General features: G+C 60.5%; 14 protein-coding genes and 2 tRNA genes. 12 read left to right on the top strand and 4 right to left on the bottom strand.

Translation table 11 applies throughout. From position 1 onward, the window contains the following. The first annotated feature begins 11 nt into the window (after positions 1-11). From hflC to RRF64_RS10570, 5 genes are all read left to right on the top strand, one after another. A complete protein-coding gene (hflC, locus tag RRF64_RS10590; protein WP_323845856.1) occupies positions 12-884 on the top strand; it encodes a protease modulator HflC in 873 nt (290 codons plus the stop codon). 303 nt (positions 885-1,187) lie between these two features. Further along, the gene (locus tag RRF64_RS10585) at positions 1,188-2,384 is read left to right on the top strand and encodes an ATP phosphoribosyltransferase regulatory subunit (RefSeq protein WP_323845855.1); all 1,197 of its coding nucleotides are present in this window, start codon (positions 1,188-1,190) and stop codon (positions 2,382-2,384) included. A 164-nt stretch (positions 2,385-2,548) separates the two neighbouring features. After that, on the top strand, positions 2,549-3,871 hold the full coding sequence (locus RRF64_RS10580) for an adenylosuccinate synthase (protein ID WP_323845854.1): 1,323 nt from the start codon (positions 2,549-2,551) through the stop codon (positions 3,869-3,871). Positions 3,872-4,026: 155 nt separating this feature from the next. Next, entirely contained in the window at positions 4,027-4,692 is a 666-nt protein-coding gene (gene trhA, locus RRF64_RS10575) for a PAQR family membrane homeostasis protein TrhA (protein ID WP_323845853.1), read from the top strand. A 102-nt stretch (positions 4,693-4,794) separates the two neighbouring features. Continuing rightward, the gene (locus tag RRF64_RS10570) at positions 4,795-6,018 is read left to right on the top strand and encodes a lytic murein transglycosylase (RefSeq protein WP_323845852.1); all 1,224 of its coding nucleotides are present in this window, start codon (positions 4,795-4,797) and stop codon (positions 6,016-6,018) included. A gap of 48 nt (positions 6,019-6,066) precedes the next feature. Here RRF64_RS10570 and RRF64_RS10565 read toward each other — a convergent pair whose 3' ends face one another. After that, on the bottom strand, positions 6,067-7,083 hold the full coding sequence (locus tag RRF64_RS10565; protein WP_323845851.1) for a succinylglutamate desuccinylase/aspartoacylase family protein: 1,017 nt from the start codon (positions 7,081-7,083) through the stop codon (positions 6,067-6,069). A 290-nt stretch (positions 7,084-7,373) separates the two neighbouring features. After that, positions 7,374-8,231 carry a Stp1/IreP family PP2C-type Ser/Thr phosphatase gene (locus RRF64_RS10560; protein ID WP_323845850.1) on the bottom strand — a complete coding sequence of 286 codons (858 nt, stop codon included), beginning with the start codon at positions 8,229-8,231 and terminating at the stop codon, positions 7,374-7,376. 345 nt (positions 8,232-8,576) lie between these two features. On the opposite strand from RRF64_RS10560, the gene RRF64_RS10555 reads away from it, so the two are divergent. The 7 genes from RRF64_RS10555 (at position 8,577) to ppc (ending at position 17,464) form a co-directional block, all read left to right on the top strand. Next, positions 8,577-8,708 (top strand): hypothetical protein, encoded by a 132-nt coding sequence (locus RRF64_RS10555; protein ID WP_323845849.1) that lies wholly within the window; start codon positions 8,577-8,579, stop codon positions 8,706-8,708. Positions 8,709-9,230: 522 nt separating this feature from the next. Continuing rightward, positions 9,231-9,692 carry a hypothetical protein gene (locus RRF64_RS10550; protein WP_323845848.1) on the top strand — a complete coding sequence of 154 codons (462 nt, stop codon included), beginning with the start codon at positions 9,231-9,233 and terminating at the stop codon, positions 9,690-9,692. A gap of 62 nt (positions 9,693-9,754) precedes the next feature. Next, positions 9,755-10,444, top strand: coding sequence for a fimbrial biogenesis chaperone (locus RRF64_RS10545; RefSeq protein WP_323845847.1), 690 nt, complete (start codon positions 9,755-9,757; stop codon positions 10,442-10,444). Between the two features lie 2 nt (positions 10,445-10,446). After that, positions 10,447-11,139, top strand: a complete 693-nt coding sequence (locus RRF64_RS10540) for a fimbrial biogenesis chaperone (RefSeq protein WP_323845846.1) — start codon at positions 10,447-10,449, stop codon at positions 11,137-11,139. A gap of 176 nt (positions 11,140-11,315) precedes the next feature. Beyond that, positions 11,316-13,634: a fimbria/pilus outer membrane usher protein gene (locus RRF64_RS10535; RefSeq protein ID WP_323845845.1), complete on the top strand. Its 2,319-nt coding sequence runs from the start codon at positions 11,316-11,318 to the stop codon at positions 13,632-13,634. After that, entirely contained in the window at positions 13,631-14,515 is an 885-nt protein-coding gene (locus RRF64_RS10530) for a hypothetical protein (protein ID WP_323845844.1), read from the top strand. Before RRF64_RS10535 ends, RRF64_RS10530 begins: the two co-directional genes overlap by 4 nt. 285 nt (positions 14,516-14,800) lie before the next feature. Then, on the top strand, positions 14,801-17,464 hold the full coding sequence (gene ppc / locus RRF64_RS10525) for a phosphoenolpyruvate carboxylase (RefSeq protein WP_323845843.1): 2,664 nt from the start codon (positions 14,801-14,803) through the stop codon (positions 17,462-17,464). 70 nt (positions 17,465-17,534) lie between these two features. Here ppc and RRF64_RS10520 read toward each other — a convergent pair. Both RRF64_RS10520 and RRF64_RS10515 read right to left on the bottom strand, forming a co-directional pair. Beyond that, positions 17,535-17,621 (bottom strand) — tRNA-Leu (locus RRF64_RS10520). Between the two features lie 178 nt (positions 17,622-17,799). Then, a tRNA-Leu gene (locus tag RRF64_RS10515) sits at positions 17,800-17,886 on the bottom strand. Positions 17,887-18,086 lie beyond the last annotated feature (200 nt).

Below are 18,086 nucleotides of genomic sequence, written 5' to 3'. Positions count from 1 at the left end.
GGGGTGACGCAATGAATAACAGAACACTGGTAATTATCGCCGCCCTGCTGCTCGCGATACTGGCCATTTCCTCCAGCGCCTTCGTGGTCAAGGAGACGGAGAAGGCGGTACTGCTCAAGTTCGGCCGCATGATCCGCGCCGACTATGAGCCGGGGCTCTACTTCAAGATTCCGCTGGTGCACGAACTGCGCAAGTTCGACGCCCGCATCCAGACGGTGGACTCGAGCCCGGTGCGGATGCTGAATGCGGAAAACAAGTTCATGATGGTGGACTCCTACGCGAAGTTCCGCATCTTCGACGTGAGCCGCTTTTATGTCGCCACCCGCGGCGACGAGCGCAATGCGGTGCGGCTGCTGTCAGAGCAGATCAACGACCGCCTGCGCAACCAGTTCGGTGTGCGGGACCTGCACGAAGTGGTGAGCGGCCAGCGCGACGAGCTGATGGCCGAGATCACCAAGAACCTCAACCAGGTGGCGCAAACGAACCTCGGCGTCGAAGTCATCGATGTGCGTGTGAAGCGCATCGACCTGCCGCCGGAAGTATCCGAATCCGTGTTCCAGCGCATGCGCGCCGGCCGCGAACTGGAGGCGCGCGACCACCGCGCCCGAGGCGCGGAGGCCAGTGAACGCATTCGCGCCAACGCCGACCGCCAGGTGGTGGAGATAGAGTCTGAGGCCTATCGCGAGTCTGAGCAGTTGCGAGGTGCCGGCGACGCCGACGCCGCGGCGATCTACGCCGCAGCCTTCAACAAGGATCCGGAGTTCTACCGCTTCACCCGCAGTCTCAAGGCTTACCGGGAGTCGTTCAACGACCGCGCGGACATGCTGCTGATCGAGCCGGACAGCGAGTTCTTCCGCTATCTGAAGGATTCGGAAGGCAAGTAAGGAATCTGCCTCTACTAAACAGGAAGGGGGCAAGGGCGGGCTCTGGGGCCGCCCTTGCCGGCGGCAAAACTACGTTAATCCCGCGCAAAGCCCTACCTTCCCGCCAACACTTGGTGGTAAAATCACGCAAACCGGGCCGTGCCCGGTTTTTTTAGTTATTCGGGCCATCCATGGCCCTCACCCTGCGGGCAGCCTGCGGCTGTACAAAACGGCATATCCGGCCGCTGCACGTATTCGCGGCGCCTCCGGCCCTGCCGTTTTGTGAAGGGCGCTCCCGCCACTGTTGACAACACACACATCACCATGACCCAAGCCGATCGCTGGATGCTGCCGGATGGCATCGCGGAAATCCTGCCCGCGGACGCCATGCAGATAGAAACCCTGCGCCGCCGCCTGCTGGACCTCTACCACAGCTGGGGCTACGAACTGGTGATACCGCCGATGCTGGAGTTCACCGAATCCCTGCTGATCGGCATGGGGCGGGACCTCGATCTCAGCACATTCAAAGTTACCGATCAGCTCTCCGGCCGAACCCTCGGCATTCGCGCCGATATTACGCCCCAGGCCGCGCGCATCGATGCCCACAGTTTCCCCCGCGCCGGCGCCAACCGTCTCTGCTATGCGGGCCATGTACTGCACACCCGCCCGCGCACGGCGATGGGCTCGCGTGCGCCGATACAGATAGGTGCCGAACTCTACGGTGTCGAGAGCCTGCAGGCCGACATTGAAGTCATCTCGCTGATGCTCGAGAGCCTGCAGATCGCCGGTATCGACAAGATTCACCTCGATCTGGGCCATGTGGCCATCTACCGCAGCCTCGCCAGCGCGGCGGGGCTCGACGTTGAGCAGCGCAGCGAGCTGTTTGCGCTGCTGCAGAGCAAGGCCAGCGCGGACGTGCAGCGCTGGGTTGCCGACAATGTGTCCGAACCACAGGTGGCCGCGTGGCTGCGGGCGCTGCCGCGCCTGGCCGGCGGGCGCGACTGCCTGGCGCGCGCGCGCGATCTGCTGGCGGGTGCGCCGGCGGAACTGGAGGCCGCCCTAGCCGATCTACAGCGGGTGGCGGAAGCCCTGGCGCAGCGCTATCCGGCGGTGGAGCTGTTCTTCGACCTGAGCGAAGTGCGCGGCTACGACTATGAGACGGGGCTGGTATTCGCCGCCTATACGCCGGGCCATGGCCAGGCGCTCGCCAATGGCGGGCGCTACAACGGCATCGGCGCCGCGTTCGGTCGCGACCGCCCCGCCACCGGCTTCAGTAGCGACCTGGTATCCCTGAATACGCTCGGGCGCGCCGCGCCGCCGCCGGAGGGCGCCATACTCGCGCCACTGCAAGACGGCGCGGACGGGGAGTCCCTGTGGCGGGCGGTGGAGGCATTGCGCCGCACCGGCGAGGTGGTTATATACGCGCTGCCAGACGGGGCCGAGGGTGAGGTACAGTCCCGCTGTGACCGGGAACTGGTCCTCGGTGAGGGTAACAACTGGGTGGTGAGGCCGCGCGGCTGATTCGCCCAAAAGCGACGGTGCGCTCGGCGCACCTCCGCGAAAGCTAAGATTAATCTGCTTGTAGGAGCGGCCGGAGGCCGCGATCGGAACACCGCGAGGCCTGCGCTGCTTCGCGACCTCCGGCCGCTCCTACGGGGAAAAACTTGAGTCAGAGATTTACGCAAATGGGCAAAAACGTAGTAGTGCTGGGTACCCAGTGGGGCGATGAAGGCAAGGGCAAGATCGTCGACCTGCTGACGGAAAAGGTATCGCTGGTGGTGCGCTTCCAGGGCGGCCACAACGCCGGTCACACGCTGGTAATCGACGGTGAGAAAACCGTGTTGCACCTGATCCCCTCCGGCATTCTGCGCCCCAGCGTGACCTGCCTGATCGGCAATGGCGTCGTGCTGTCGCCGGAAGCACTGCTGAAGGAAATGGCCGAACTGGAAGCGAAGAATGTGCCGGTGCGCGAGCGCCTGCGCCTGTCCCCGGCCTGCCCACTGATCCTGCCGGTGCACGTGGCGCTGGACCAGGCGCGCGAGAGGGCGCGCGGCGACAAGGCGATCGGTACCACCGGCCGCGGTATCGGCCCGGCTTACGAAGACAAGGTCGCGCGTCGCGGCCTGCGCCTCGGCGACCTGTGTAACTGGGACAGCTTCTGCACCCAGCTCAAGGAACTGCTCGAATACCACAACTTCGCCCTGACCCAGTACTACAAGGTGGAACCGGTCAGCTACGAGGAAATTCTCGAGCAGGCGGAAATCTGGCGCGATCAGCTGGTGCCGATGATCACCGACGTGGCGGACCACCTGCACTGCGCGCGCGAGAAGGGCGAGCACATTCTGTTTGAAGGAGCCCAGGGCTCGCTGCTGGATATCGACCACGGCACCTATCCGTTCGTGACCTCCTCCAACACCACGGCCGGCGGCACCGCCACCGGTTCCGGCTTCGGTCCGCTGTACCTGGATTACGTGCTGGGCATCACCAAGGCCTATACGACGCGAGTCGGCGGTGGCCCTTTCCCGACCGAACTGGAGTGCGATGTCGGCCGCCACCTCGGCGAGAAGGGACACGAGTTCGGCGCCACCACCGGCCGGGCGCGCCGCACCGGCTGGTTCGACGCCGTCGCCGTACGCCACGCGATTCGCATCAACAGCATCTCCGGCCTGTGTCTGACCAAGCTGGATGTGCTGGATGGTCTCGCCGAGGTGAAGATCTGCGTCGGCTACCGCAACAGCGAAGGTCAGGAAATTCCGGTGCCCTTCGACGCCGCCGGCTGGGAAGGCGTTAAACCCGTCTACGAAACCATGCCCGGCTGGAGCGACACCACCTTTGGCGTGCGCCGCGAGGCGGAATTGCCGGCCAATGCCCGCGCCTATATCGCCCGCATCGAGGAGCTGGTGGGCGCGCCGATCGACATCATCTCCACCGGCCCGGACCGCAACGAGACCATAGTGCGCGAGTCCTCCGCCCTGTGCGAGATGGGTATTCACAACCCCAGCATCTAGCGTGCGACCGGGTGTATCCCGGTTGCACTGTGAACCCCCGGTCCGGATCTGGCCTTGCTTTCCGCGGCCAGGCTGCCGATGATTGAACCAAGTTTAAGCATCTGGTCACAAATGTGTGCCAGACTTAACGCCGAACTGTCTGACCGGGGTGCCCCATGTCTTCCTCCATTGCCCACCGCTACAGCTTCGCGGAAGAAGTCGCGAACAGCATTACCCACGGCGTGGGTGCTGTGCTGGCCATCGCCGGTCTCGGCGTGCTCTGCGCTTTCGCCGCGCTGCGCGGCGACGCTTGGCATATCGTCAGCTCCAGTGTCTACGCCGCCACGCTGATTCTGTGTTTCGGCGCCTCGACCCTGTATCACGCCATCAGTCATATCCGCGCCAAGGAGATACTGCGCACCCTCGACCATTCGGCCATCTTCCTGCTGATAGCGGGCACTTACACACCGTTTACCCTGGTGACCCTGCGGGGGGCCGATACCTACCTGGGGTCCTGGGGCTGGTGGCTGTTCGGCATCATCTGGGGCCTGGCCCTGGCCGGGCTTATCATCCAGTTCACGCCGCTGAAGAGAATTCGCGCCCTGTCGATCACCCTGAGCGCGCTGATGGGCTGGGTGGTCATCGCCGCTATCAAGCCGCTGATAAACAGCCTTGAACCCGGCGGTCTGTGGCTGCTGGTGCTGGGCGGCCTCTGTTACACCGGCGGCATCGGCTTCTACCTCTGGCGCAGCCTGCGATTCCACCACGCGATCTGGCACCTGTTCGTACTGGCCGGGGGCGTGCTGCATTTCTTTGCCGTACTTTTCTACGTAATTCCCTGAGGCATTTTGATCGCCGTCACAGGCGGCAGAATCCGCCTTTCGGTTGGCACTATCCCGTTCTACCCTTGAGCGAGCAATCTGTTGCGCGTTGAAGGAACCACTATGCCCAGCCCACATCCACTATCCAAACTGGTTCGCCTTACCACGCTGCTCGCCATTCTGTTATTTACGAGCGCTGTCTCGGCGCAGCAGGCGCCCGATCCCAGCTTTCAAAAGTGGGTGAAGGATTTCCGCAGCACGGCCATCAAGAACGGCATCTCCGGCGAGGTTTACGATCGCGCCTTTGAAGGCATTACCTCTCCGGACCAGTGGGTTCTGGACAAGGCCGCCTACCAGCCGGAGTTCAAGGCGCCGGTCTGGCAGTATTTCGACAATCGCGTGCAGAAGCGCGCAGTCGAGAAAGGCAAGAAAGAGAAGCAAAAGCTGCAGCCATGGCTGGAGAAAATTGAGCAGCGCTTCGGCGTCGATCCGAATTACCTGCTGGCAATCTGGTCGGTGGAATCCAGTTTCGGCGGCATCCTCGAGAACGAGGAGGTCATGCGCAATGTTATCCGCTCGCTGGCGACGCTGGCCTACGCCGACCCGCAGCGCAAGAAGTTCGGCCGCCAGCAACTGCTGGCCGCACTGAAGATTCTGCAGAGTGGCGATATCGACGAGAGCCATCTGACGGGTTCCTGGGCCGGAGCCATGGGTCACACGCAGTTTATCCCCACCAGTTACCAGGCCTATGCGGTAGATATCGACGGCGACGGCAAGCGCGATATCTGGAATTCGGTCCCCGACGCGCTGGCAACTGCCGCCAACCTATTGGCCAGCAACGGCTGGCGCAAGGGCGAGCCCTGGGGCTTCGAGGTCACCATTCCCGAGCGCAAACTGCCCGCGGGCACCCTAACGATTGCCGAGTGGGAGAAGCTCGGTGTGAAGCGCGCCAATGGTGAGCCGTTCCCGGACCGAAATGCCAAGGCGGAACTGAAACTGCCGGACGGACGCAATGGCCCCGCCTTCCTGATGATGAAAAACTTTTTCGTGATCAAGCGCTACAACAATTCCGACCGCTATGCCACGGCCATAGGCCTGCTCGGCGACCAGATCGGCGGTGCGCCGGGACTGGTGAAAGACTGGAAGCGTCCCTTTACGCCGATTGACAGCGCGCAGGTGGAAGAGCTGCAAAAACTGCTGCAGGAAAAAGGCTTCTACAAAGGCGAAATCGACGGCAAAGCCGGCTCCGGTACGCGCAAGGCGATCCGGGCTTTCGAGGAGAGCGCCGGGGTCGAAGTGCAGGGCTACCCGAGCAAGGAGGTGCTGGAACTGCTCCAGTCGCAGTAGCCCATCCCATTTGCGCGGGCGCCTAACGCGTGCCCGCGCAATTCTTCACTAGAAATTTTCATCCGGCAGCAGGCTGTCCTGCAGCAGCTCGAGATTTTCCGCCACTTCGTGTGGCTCGTGGAAATAGGCGATGTGGTACATGGCCTCGCCCTCTTGTACCAGCGGAATATTCTGCTTGCCGATAATAATCCCGTCCGCATTGCAGAGCACCCGGTCCAGCTGGTGGCCGTAGGGATCCGCGATGGTGGCCAGCACCTCGCCTTTGCGCACGTGGTCGCCCAGGCCCTTCTTGTGATTCACGATGCCGCTGTCACTGGCGCGCAGCCAGCCGCTGCGCCGGGCCACGAAGGGCTCGATGCTGTGCTGTCTGCGCCCCTTTGGCAACATCTGCAGGTGGCGCAGCACATTGACGATACCTTTGACGCCGGCTCTGATACACAGTTCGTCGAAGCGCAGGGCCTCGCCGGCCTCATAGAGGAGGATGCGCACGCCCAGGTCCGCCGCCGCCTGGCGCAGGGATCCATCACGCAGCGTGGCGTTCAGCAGTACCGGCACGCCGAACGCACTGGCCATGCCGTGGGTGACCTCATCATCCAGATTGGCGCGTATCTGCGGCAGGTTGCTGCGATGAATGGCGCCGGTATGCAGGTCAATGCCGTAATCGCACTTGGATACTATCTCGTCGAGGAATACGTGCGCCATGCGCCCGGCCAGCGAGCCCTTGGCGGAGCCGGGAAACGAGCGGTTCAAGTCGCGTCTGTCCGGCAGGTAGCGTGAATGCTGCAGCACGCCGTAGACATTGACCACCGGTACCGCGATAAGCGTGCCGCACAGCGACTTGAGCGAGCGACTGCCGATCAGGCGGCTGATAATTTCGATGCCATTCAGTTCGTCGCCGTGCAGCGCGGCACAGACGAACATGGTCGGACCGCTCTTCTTGCCCCGCTGCACGTAAACCGGGATGGCCATTTCCGTATCGGTATAGAGCCGCACCACGGGCAGATCGATACGTCGAGCCTCGCCGCGCATAATGGACACGCCACCGATTCTGAAATTTTCTGCCATGAGCTAATCAACAGTGGAAAACGCGTTTGCATTGTAGCTTTTAGTCTTTGCCTCATCGTGGCGCGGCCCTGATACGCGACACTCTAGAAAAAAATCTCCGATTCGACTAGCAACGCGAGGCTGCTTCCATGGGGCCCGACTACACAATGGCTCGGCCGCCTGTACAGGTCGACGGGCTGTTGCTCATTCCACGACAATCGGACTGAATAGCTTTTCGAGCCATCACGCTACCGACTGCGTGAGACATTCTGCGGCTGCGTTAGTAGATCTAGATACAGAGAAAGGCAGTGTTAAGGGGTACGCACTATTAAATCGTCCAATTGAGGCCGATGCTTGAATGTGGGGTCTGGATTTGTTAAGTCTAATTGCGCATTGGCGGAAAATTCCAGTATGCCCGCGGTGATATTGTCTCGGCCACCAAGACAATTGGCGTGCTCGACCAGGCGGTAAGCGCAGCTCCGTGCGGATTCACGTGATGCGAGAAACCGTTCTATAGTGTTGTCGTCAAGATAATCTGTCAGGCCGTCACTGCACAGCAGCAGCACTGTGTCATCGGTCAAATACCAACTGCTGACTACGGGATCTACTGTTCGTGAAACACCAAGAGCCCGAGTGATCTGGTTTCGAATCTGCGAGACCTGCGCCTGTTCTGGTGTGATCTGCCCGCAGTCGATCAATTCCTGAACCACACTATGGTCACTTGTGAGGCGTTGTAGACCATGGTTATTCCAAAGATAGGCGCGTGAATCGCCGATGTGGGCGACGATGAGAAAATCTTGCCATACCGCCGCTGCTACAAGCGTGGTGCCCATTTGAGAAAATTGCGGCTGGTTATTTTTGGTGTCCAGAATCTGGCAATTTGCACTGCCAATGGCATCGATGAGTACTGCCCGCAATATATGTTGCCGTTGCCTTTCAGAGCAGGAAAGAAAAGTCTTGTCGACTAGTGCATTCAGATATTCATGCAAGGTGTCCACGGCGATCTGGCTTGCTATGGCTCCGCCACTGTAACCGCCCATGCCGTCCGCCACGATGAGATAAGCAAACGGAAATTTTGGATCTTTGTGCCAGAGGATGTTGTCTTCATTTTCGTCTCGTACCTGGCCGACATCGGAGCGGCCGTTCACTTCCAGCCTGATGGAACCCATGACAATCGTAAATCCTTCTTAATGTGTTTACCTGCAATGTCGAGACAGTTACGTTTCGGCGTGACAGGGAAATTATCGCGCTATTTCAGTAGTGTTTACTTCTTAGTGCCACAATTTCGAAGCCCTGAGTGATGAAAAATCCTAGTTTGTGGCTTTGCCTTTGATATTGCTTTTAGCATAGATGTTATGGCCTCAGTAGACCGGATAACGGCTGGATGAGGCTTCGACTGCTTGCTGTTTTGGCTGAAGCGGGCGAAGTACAACGACCTTGCCGACAGTAATGTGGAGGTGCGGATCACGGTGGCTGCCGGCCTGTTGGCTTCCAGCAACGGCTAGATGCTGGCGATGGCCACCTCTATGCAGAGCGGCGAATTCAAGGGCCTGCCGACCAGGTCGATGGAACTGGAAGAGGGTGATGAGCCCCGGCAGGCCGGCCGCACACGCGCCGCGCTGCAATCCGACGGCGTGGGGGGCTGATTGCTGAGTTGCCAGTTTGCCAAGAGAGGGGCGTGCGCCTGCCTCTCTGGATGGACTGCTGGCACCGTAGCCAACAAAGGCCAATAGACCTGCCGCCGCAGCCAAGCCTGTCATTCCTTTAAACCTATCCATTTTTTTGCGCCGGTGGCGTGATTGCTGTTCTGACGGCAATCACTCTACGCGATTTTTTTGTCACTGGCCTAGTCATAAAATTTTATTCTTGAGAAAAATTACCCAGTTCAGAAAGAAGTAAATGACTTTATTCAGACGAGAGTCTCGAAAAAATATCTGGGCCCTATACACTCAGTCATGATCGATTTGTGACCAGTGCAGGGTTGGTAAATGAAATTGCATCGACGAAAAAAGGAAACAAATGACCGGAAGTCTGTAATCGGCGGTGTTTGCTTTTTTGCGCACATTACCTATTTGTTCCGCTGTCACTGCGCCTTCTGGTTTGCATCGATTACAAGTCAATCTTTTCTTTCTCTCCGAGAGTTATGTTTGTAAAGGAGACACTAACTCATGAAACATTTACCCGCCCTCGGCGCTGCCGTCGCATTTATCGCAGCCGGAAGCGCATATGCCGCGACCAGCGTGAATATACCCCTGTCCGGAACACTGGACAAAGAATGCAATATTGACGCGATTTTGGATGGACCATTTAACAACCTGCAAATGGACACTACGGCAAATCAGCAAGCCGAACAGCTAGTTGCCAATTGCAACTATTCCGGCACTGCGACAGTAACCATTTCGTCCGCCAGTGGCGGCTTCCTAGTCGGCCCCACCAATGTCGGCTACACGTTAACGGTCCAGGGACTGCTGCCCGCCACGCAACTCGTCGCGCCGGCTGTCATCGGCATGTGGCCGGTGCCGGTGGCGAACGTGGATGCTCCCCGCAATTTGAGAATTAACCTGATCGCGCCTGCGACAGTCGCCGGATTGTATACCGATGTTCTGACCGGGCAGATAATGTTTAATTAACTTCCTGCAGCGGGCACTGGGTGCCAGTCCAGTGTCCCGACTGCGAGATAAGGATCGCTTTCATGCTGCGAAACCTGTTCTGCCCGTTGGTCGGTCTCCTGCTGCTCGCGCTGTCTGTTCAGAGCGCTCTGTCGTTTACTCTCCATCCAACGGTAAATGTGCTGACAATGCCGTCGGATATTACCGGCAAAACGCTGGTCCTCCGGAATCCCCGCAAGGTCGACTTGCCGATTGTCTTCGAAATCGTTGAGCGCAGTATCAATGAAGACGGCAGCGAGGTGACCACGCCCGCCGATGACGATTTTGTGATCTTCCCGCCCCAGGCCGTCGTGCCCGCGGGCAAGGCGCAGGCCGTGCGCATCCAGTGGGTGGGCGGTGCACTGTCGCAGTCGCGCTCCTTCGCACTGTTTGCCAGCGAGCAGCCCGTGGACCTCTCCGGCCTGGGCCGCTCCGGCGTCCAGACCGTTTTCCGGATCAGCGCGTCGATTCATGTGACCTCTCAGGACTTTGCGTCCAAGCCGGAACTCGTCCGCCATCGCCCGGAAGGGGACGGTGTGGTCGTATCCATTGGAAATTACGGCAATGAATTCATCTATATCGACATGCTGGGCATGAAGTTTGGCCAGAAGGAAATCGGTGGATTCGACCTGGGGAATATCGCCGGCAGAACGCTGATTACGCCGGGAGCTTTGCGGACATTCAAGGTGGGTGGTGTGCAGGGAACCCCAGAACTGATATTTAACAAAAGATGATAATGCCTGTTCGAAATTTTTTTTATGCTGTCACTATTCTCGTGATGGCCAGCATTTCTACAACGCTGGCGCAGTCCGTGACACCGACCCGACTGCAACTAAATCTCGACGAATCTCCCCACGCAGTGCTGACACTCTCTTCAACCAAGGCGGTTGAAGTGCCTCTGGAGTTCTCCATCGCACACTACTCCGCAGCGAGTGGGAGTCTAGAGATGCCGCTGGAAATATTGCCGCCGCAGTTGCTGCTGCGACCCGGGGAGACGAGACAGGTGACGGTAACCTGGCGTGGCGAAAGGCAGTTGCTGCGCAGTGCGTCTTATTATCTCGCGATTGATGAGCTTCCTCTCACCATTGCCGGATCAGAGAGCGAGGCGGAAATTCAGCTGTTGACCTCCTGGCGCTTACCGGTGCACGTGGAGGCCGGTGGAAATCCAGATGTCGGCTTCTTCCCGCCGTATGTGGATGGCAGCGCTTCCCTGGAATTGCGCAATACTGGCAGGCAATACGCCTTGCTGTCGGACTACGAAATCGGCATGGAAAGTAACCGCGGACACGTCGTTTTTGATGGCCTGGATATCGCCAGACTGCTCAACCGAGATGCCATTCTGCCTGGGCAGACGGTGTCGATCCCGTTGCGATTGATTGGAATCGAGGCCGCCGGACTGCAGGGCGCCCGGCTGCACAGGAAGGAATAGGAGCAGTGGCCAGATTGCGAAATTCTATGCTCAGCCTGCTCGCCGGCTGGTTGTTATTCCCGGGGAACACTATGGGGAATGACACCGCTACGTCGGGAGAGTCTGCCGATGGGCCGTTGCAGGGAGCTGCGCCGAACCTTATCTATATAAACCTACCGGTCTCGATAGACGGGCGCATGGCCGGCAACCTGAATGCCGGTGTTTCGGGCACGGCCCTTTACACGATCGACCGCCAGAGTTGGCTGGGCTTCGCCAAAGGACACTTCGATGCCGATGTGGTCGAGCGCATCGCGCAGGCCGCCGATGAGCAGGCAATTCCCGTCGGAGCATTTATTGAAGAGTTTGTCGATATCTTCTTTGACCCCGCCACGCTCGAGATCAAACTCGAGCTGGCGGATTCGCGCAGGCAAACGCACGAAGTATCCCTGCGCCAGAATATTGTCGATTACGATAATCTGTCGGACTACGATCTTCCCGGACGCTCCGCCTATCTTAATGTCAATCTGCAGCAGGAGTATCGTTGGGAGGACTCGGTTTCGGGTGAAGAGCGGCTCGATACTCTGGTCAATGTTGACGGTGCAGTGGAACTCTTCGGCAACCCGAGATTGCTGCTTGAGGGTGGCGCCTTCCGCGATTCCGTTGCCGGCGTCGATGCCGATTGGCAGCGCAGTGAGTTCCGCCTGGTCCACGACGATATACCGCGGGCCGTGCGCTATTCCGCGGGCGATATATATTATCGAGCGACGGAGTTTCAGGTATCTCCGCCCCTGTTGGGCCTGTCCATCGAGCGGGCCTATTCCGATATCCAGCCGCTGAGAAATATTACCCCGACCGGCACACGCAGCTTTACCGTAACGCAGCGCTCGACGGTAGAGATCTATGTAAATGGGTTTTTTCAGAATGCCTTGCGCCTCGAACCGGGACGCTACGACCTGAGCGAATTCGCCGTCAATGCGGGGGTCAATGAGGTTTCGCTGCTGATTACCGACCCCTCCGGCCAGCAGCGCCGAATCGAATTCTCCCTCTTTTCCGACCCAGTTCTGTTAAAGAAGGGTATTTCCGAATTTTCCTTCAACGCCGGTTACCAGCGCGGGCTCTCTAACACCACTGGCATAGACTACGACTATGAGGCGCCCGCCTTCTCGGGATTCTATCGCTACGGCCTTACCGACTATCTCACGCTGGGCGCCAATTACCAGGCTTCCGAGGTGCAACAGATCGCCGGCGGCGAAATCTCCTTCACGACACCCGTTGGCATTCTGGCTGGCAACCTGAGCGAGAGCGACCTGGAGGGCGTCGGACGCGGCTCCGCGGCTTCGCTGCGCTGGTCTTATGACTTCTTTGTCGGCGGAAATAGCCCCCACGAGCTGGATCTGGTCGCCGTTGCCAGGGATGACCTGTTTACCTATCTCGGCCAGGAAAGTCCCAATGCCCAGTACAAGTCCGAGTTGCGTGCGCGCTACTCGGCACCGGGGCCATTCGGCAGCTATATCAGTGCCAGCGCCCGCCATGCGGAAAGCTTTGTCGATACGGAGCCGGAAGAAAAGGTCTACAGCTTCGATATCACGCGCCGCTTCGGCCCCGTCAACGTTTCCGTCAGGTTCGAACAGGAGGTCTCCGAAATCGAGGAAGCGCGCGCGATTGTCCGCCTGTCTGCGCCGCTCGGTCAGCGACATTTGGCGAGTGCGCAGTGGGATTCCTTCGATGAAACCGGTGAACTGCTGCTGGGCAGGTATCAGTATGGCGCTGTCGGCGATTTTTCCGGCGCATTGGCGCTGCGCTCTGAAACGGATACGTACCGCGCCGACCTGGGCGCTTTGTACCAGGCGAATCGATTCCAGCTGGGCCTGGACCACAGCTATGTCCATTTTACCGATGTCGACCTGGAGCCGGCGCAGTTGACCGCGCTCAGGCTGGGATCCAGCCTCGCCTACGCCGACGGCAGCTTCGCGTTGGGACGGCCGATCAATGACTCTTTCATCATGGTGCGCCGCCACGAGACCCTCGATGGCAGTCGCATTCTGGTTGACGAACGCCAGGGCGGCTATGCGGCCATTGCCGACGATTTTGGGCCGGCGGTGGTGCCGGCGGTTAACAGTTACGTTTCCCAGCGCGTGCGCTGGGAGCCCGAGAGTCCGCCGTTCGGCTATGACATGGGCGAAATAGAAGGCAATGCGTTTCCGCTCTACCGTTCGGGCACGGCCTACATGGCCGGATCCGAGGCCTCGATTACCGTGATCGGTGAGGTTCAGGACACCCGCGGCGATGCCATCGGTATGATGGCCGGGCAAATCACAGCGACCGATGGACGTGAATTTGCACCGGTATCCACCTTTACCAATAAGCGCGGCCGCTTCGTCGCCCAGGGGTTGGCACCGGGCGACTACCGGATTGTCTTTCCCCAGCGGGGAGATTTGAGCGTTCGATTCCGTATCGAAGAGGGGGCGAGTGGGATTGTCGAGTTGGGTATTATCAGGGAGCGGATAGGACTATGACACGGCTTGCGCGGGTGCTGAGTTGGATACTGCTATTGTCGACCGGCGTTGCCGCATGGGCTGCGGATAACCATGAACAAGCTTGTTCCGTGCAGTCGGTCTCGATCGAGGGCCAGTCCGGCCTGGTCTATTACCCCTTCGCAGACCGCGATGAAGTCGGGCGGCTGCGGCTGATCATTGCTGCGCGGGGACAGTGTCGCTTCGGCCTCGCGCTGTTGCCGACATCCAGCGCCGAACTTCTGGGCCCAGGGCAGCCTGTGAGCGTGACATTCCGCGACATGAGCGACCGGATTCTGCCGATGAATGGCAATGAACAGCGGTGGCTGCGGTTTGAGCAAACCGCCCGTGGCGCCGAGGTCGATATTGCGCTCTTGCTTCCCCGCGGGCAGGCGCGTCGCGCCGGAGATTACGCGAATAACTTTGTCGCGCGGATTTTTGCCAACGGTCACCCGGTGCGCGAGATCGATTTCCCGTTTTCGATCCGGGTCGCGCCGCAGGTGGACCTGCGGCTGGCCGGTAATACAAAAGGGCAGCTGGGCAAGTCTGCGGGTATGAATTTCGGCAGATTGGAAACCGGCGAGAGCCTCTCCGCGTTGCTCGCCGTGCGCGCCAATGGCGCATACAACCTGACAGTTACCTCAGACAATCACGGGCAGCTGCGCCACACCTCGCTCAGTGGCGATAACACCGCCGTGCCCTATACCGCGTGGCTCGACGGGCAGCAGCTCTCTCTGCACGGCGGCGGAGACAGTCGCAGCTATTCAACACCGCACGACGGCAAGCACTTCAGGAGTATCACCGTTCAGATCGGAGATACGCGCGGGCGCGTGGCAGGCGATTACGGCGATTGTCTGCGTGCGACCATTACGACGTTGCAATGACAGGCCAAAGTTGTACCCGCTGAATGGAATTCGATGAGATTTCATTACACAACAGACGAATAAATGGCCGACACTGATGAGCCGGTCTTTTCGCTTATCTGCACAGAAATCTACCTTATAGAACTCTAATGCAGTTTTCTCCACTCACTGATTTCAAATGTAACTGTCGCGGCTGCTTCCGCTAGCGATTACGATCGACAATCTGTTGTCTTAGTTCCCCGTTCATTCGACCGAAAGCGTTGTTGGGAAGACGGGGCTAGTTGTGTCGCTTGGGAGAAAGAGACCGTGAATCAGGATCAAAACGCCCCGCTGCGGGAGGACGTGCGCCTGCTCGGCGAGGAACTCGGCGCAGTATTGCGGGAGCAGGCCGGCGAGAAGCTCTTCGAAACCGTTGAAACCATCCGCCAGGCGGCGGTGGAAAGCCGCAGCCACGGGGAGATGCAGGTCGGCCGCCTGCGCGAGCTGCTGGACCCGCTCGATGACGAAACGCTGCTGGAAGTGGCGCGCGCGTTCAGCCAGTTTCTCAATCTGGCCAATATCGCCGAGCAGCGCCACCGCGAGCGCCTGCGCCGGCACCACCAGCGCTATCCCGGCGATCCGGACACCGACCGCGGCCTGCGCCAGGTTCTGGCAGAACTGAAGCAGGCCGGGGTCGGCGGGGAGGCAATCCAGGCGACGCTGAGAGCCTTGTCCGTGGAGTTGGTGCTCACTGCCCATCCCACCGAAGTCACGCGCCGCACGCTGATTCGCAAGTACGACCAGATTGCGGACCTGCTCGCAGATCTGGACCGGCCGGACCTCAACCAGGAAGAGGTGGGCGATCTGCGCCGCCACCTGCGCGAGCTGATTCTGTCCGCCTGGAGCACCGACGAGATCAGGCGGGAGAGGCCCACGCCGGTGGACGAGGCCAAGTGGGGCTTCGCCACCATCGAACAGTCCCTGTGGCGGGCGGTGCCCGAGGGTATGCGGGAGATAGAGGCGGAGCTCGCGGCGGCCGGGCTTCCGCCGCTGCCCGCCGATTGGGTGCCTATCCGTTTCGCCTCCTGGATGGGCGGCGACCGCGACGGCAACCCCAATGTCACCGCGGCGGTAACCCGCGAAGTGCTGCTGCTGGCCCGCTGGATGGCCGCGGACCTGTACCTGCGGGATGTGGAAAACCTGCTGGCGGATCTGTCCATGCACCGCGCCAGCGACGAACTGCTGGCGCGCACCGGCCCGAGCCACGAACCCTACCGGCTGGTGCTGCGCGAGGTGCGCGATCGCCTGCGCGCCACCCGCGCACAGATGGAGGCGCGAGTGAATGGCCAGCCCGAGCCGCAAGGGGCGGGCTTCACCAGCGGCGCGCAGCTGTTTGAAGAGTTGAGCCTGATCGACCGCTCATTGCGCGCGGTGGGCCTGGCGGCCATTGCCGATGGCCAGCTCAAGGATACGCTGCGCCGGCTCAACTGCTTCGGCATCACGCTGCTGCGCCTGGATATCCGCCAGGAATCCACCCGTCACACAGACGCGCTGGACGCCATCACCCGCTACCTGGGATTGGGTGGTTACGCGGACTGGGATGAGGCGCAGAAGCAGCAGTTCCTGCTGGCCGAGATCGACAGCCGCCGGCCGCTGGTGGACGAGGCCTTCTATCGCAGCGATTTTTGCGATGACGACGTATTGCAGGTACTGGAGACCTGCAGGGTGATTGCGGAACAGGGCCCGGAGGGGCTCGGCGCCTATGTGATTTCCATGGCGAAAACTTCTTCCGATGTGCTCGCCGTGATGCTGTTGCAGAAAATCGGCGGGGTGCGCCAGCCGATGCGTGTGGTGCCGCTGTTCGAAACCCTGGATGACCTCAACAACGCCGGCGCAACCATGAGTGCGCTGCTGAATACGCCGCTGTACAAACAGCGGGTGCTCGACGGCCAGGAAGTGATGATCGGCTATTCCGATTCGGCCAAGGATGCCGGCTTCCTCGGCGCCGCCTGGGCGCAGTTCCGCACCCAGGAAAAGCTCACCGCCATGTTCCGCAATCACGGTATTCCGCTGACGCTGTTCCACGGCCGCGGCGGCTCCATTTCGCGCGGCGGCTCGCCCACGCGTATGGCGCTGCTGTCGCAACCGCCCGGGTCCGTGGCCGGCCGCATCCGCGTCACCGAGCAGGGCGAGATGATCCGCTTCAAGTACGGCCGCCCCTCGGTGGCCGCCTACAATCTGGAGCAGTATGTGGCCGCCACCCTGGAGGCGACCCTGATGCCGCCGGCGGCGCCGCGGCCGGAATGGCGCGCGGAAATGGACCGTTTGACGGAGGTATCGGTGGACAGCTACCGGCAGGTGGTGCGCGACGATCCGGCGCTGGTGGCCTACCTGCGCACCGTGACTCCGGAAACCGAGCTCAGCCGGCTGGCACTGGGCAGCCGGCCGGCGCGGCGCAAGCCCGGCGGCGGTGTGGAAACCCTGCGGGCGATTCCCTGGGTGTTTGCCTGGACGCAAATCCGTTTGATGTTGCCCGCCTGGCTGGGCACCGGTGCGGCGCTGGAGAGCGCACTGGAGCACGGCGACGAAACCGACAATCTGCGGGCGATGGATGAACAGTGGCATTTCTTCCAGGGCGTCGTCGACATGCTGGAAATGGTGCTGGCCAAGGCCGACACCCGGGTCGCGTCCTGGTATGAAGAGCGGTTGACGGATGACCCGGAGTTGATCCGGCTCGGCGAGACACTTCGTGAGCGTCTGGCCCGCACGGTGAGCGCGCTGCAGCAACTTACGGGGCGGGACAGTCTCCTCGACAACAACCCGGTGATGCGCTGGTCGATCCGCGTGCGCGACCCCTACACGGATCCGCTGCACCTGCTGCAGGCGGAACTGATGGCGCGCCTGCGCGAGCGCGACGCCGACCCGGTGCTGGAAAGCGCACTGATGGTTACCATCGCCGGTATCGCCGCGGGGATGCGCAACACTGGCTGAAGCCCGCAGTTTGTGATTGGGGCAGCGCAAACAAAAAAGGCCGACTCTCGCGAGTCGGCCTTTTTGGATTTGGTGCCCAGGAGAAGACTTGAACTTCCACGACCTTGCGGTCACTAGCACCTGAAGCTAGCGCGTCTACCAATTCCGCCACCTGGGCAATCGACGGTGTGCACCGTCGAGGAGGCGCACTATAGAGAATTTCCCGGTCGTGTCAATTCCCGTCCGTGACCGGCCCGGCCGGCTGTTGTCATCGGGGGGCTTTAATGTGAGGCGCACCGGCGGCACGCGCCAAAACAAAAAAAGGCCGACTCTCGCGAGTCGGCCTTTTTAGGAATTGGTGCCCAGGAGAAGACTTGAACTTCCACGACCTTGCGGTCACTAGCACCTGAAGCTAGCGCGTCTACCAATTCCGCCACCTGGGCAAATCAACGTGTGCTCCGTTGAGGACGCGCACTATAGAGATATGCCCTGGGGGTGTCAACGGGGCATCTGCGCTTTTTTCCACTTTTTTCGCGGCGGTCGGGAAATGCCCCGAAATCGCTTATACTGCGTGCAGAAGCGACTTTCCCGGAACCGGTAGTCACCGGTGCCAGTCGCCCATTCAATTGCCGGATTTCCTCCG

Origin of the sequence: Microbulbifer magnicolonia, from assembly GCF_035117725.1 — a bacterium.
GTDB classification, from domain to species: domain Bacteria; phylum Pseudomonadota; class Gammaproteobacteria; order Pseudomonadales; family Cellvibrionaceae; genus Microbulbifer; species Microbulbifer magnicolonia.
The sequence above is the reverse complement of the archived record's forward strand: the minus strand, read 5'-3'. Positions and strand labels throughout refer to the sequence as shown.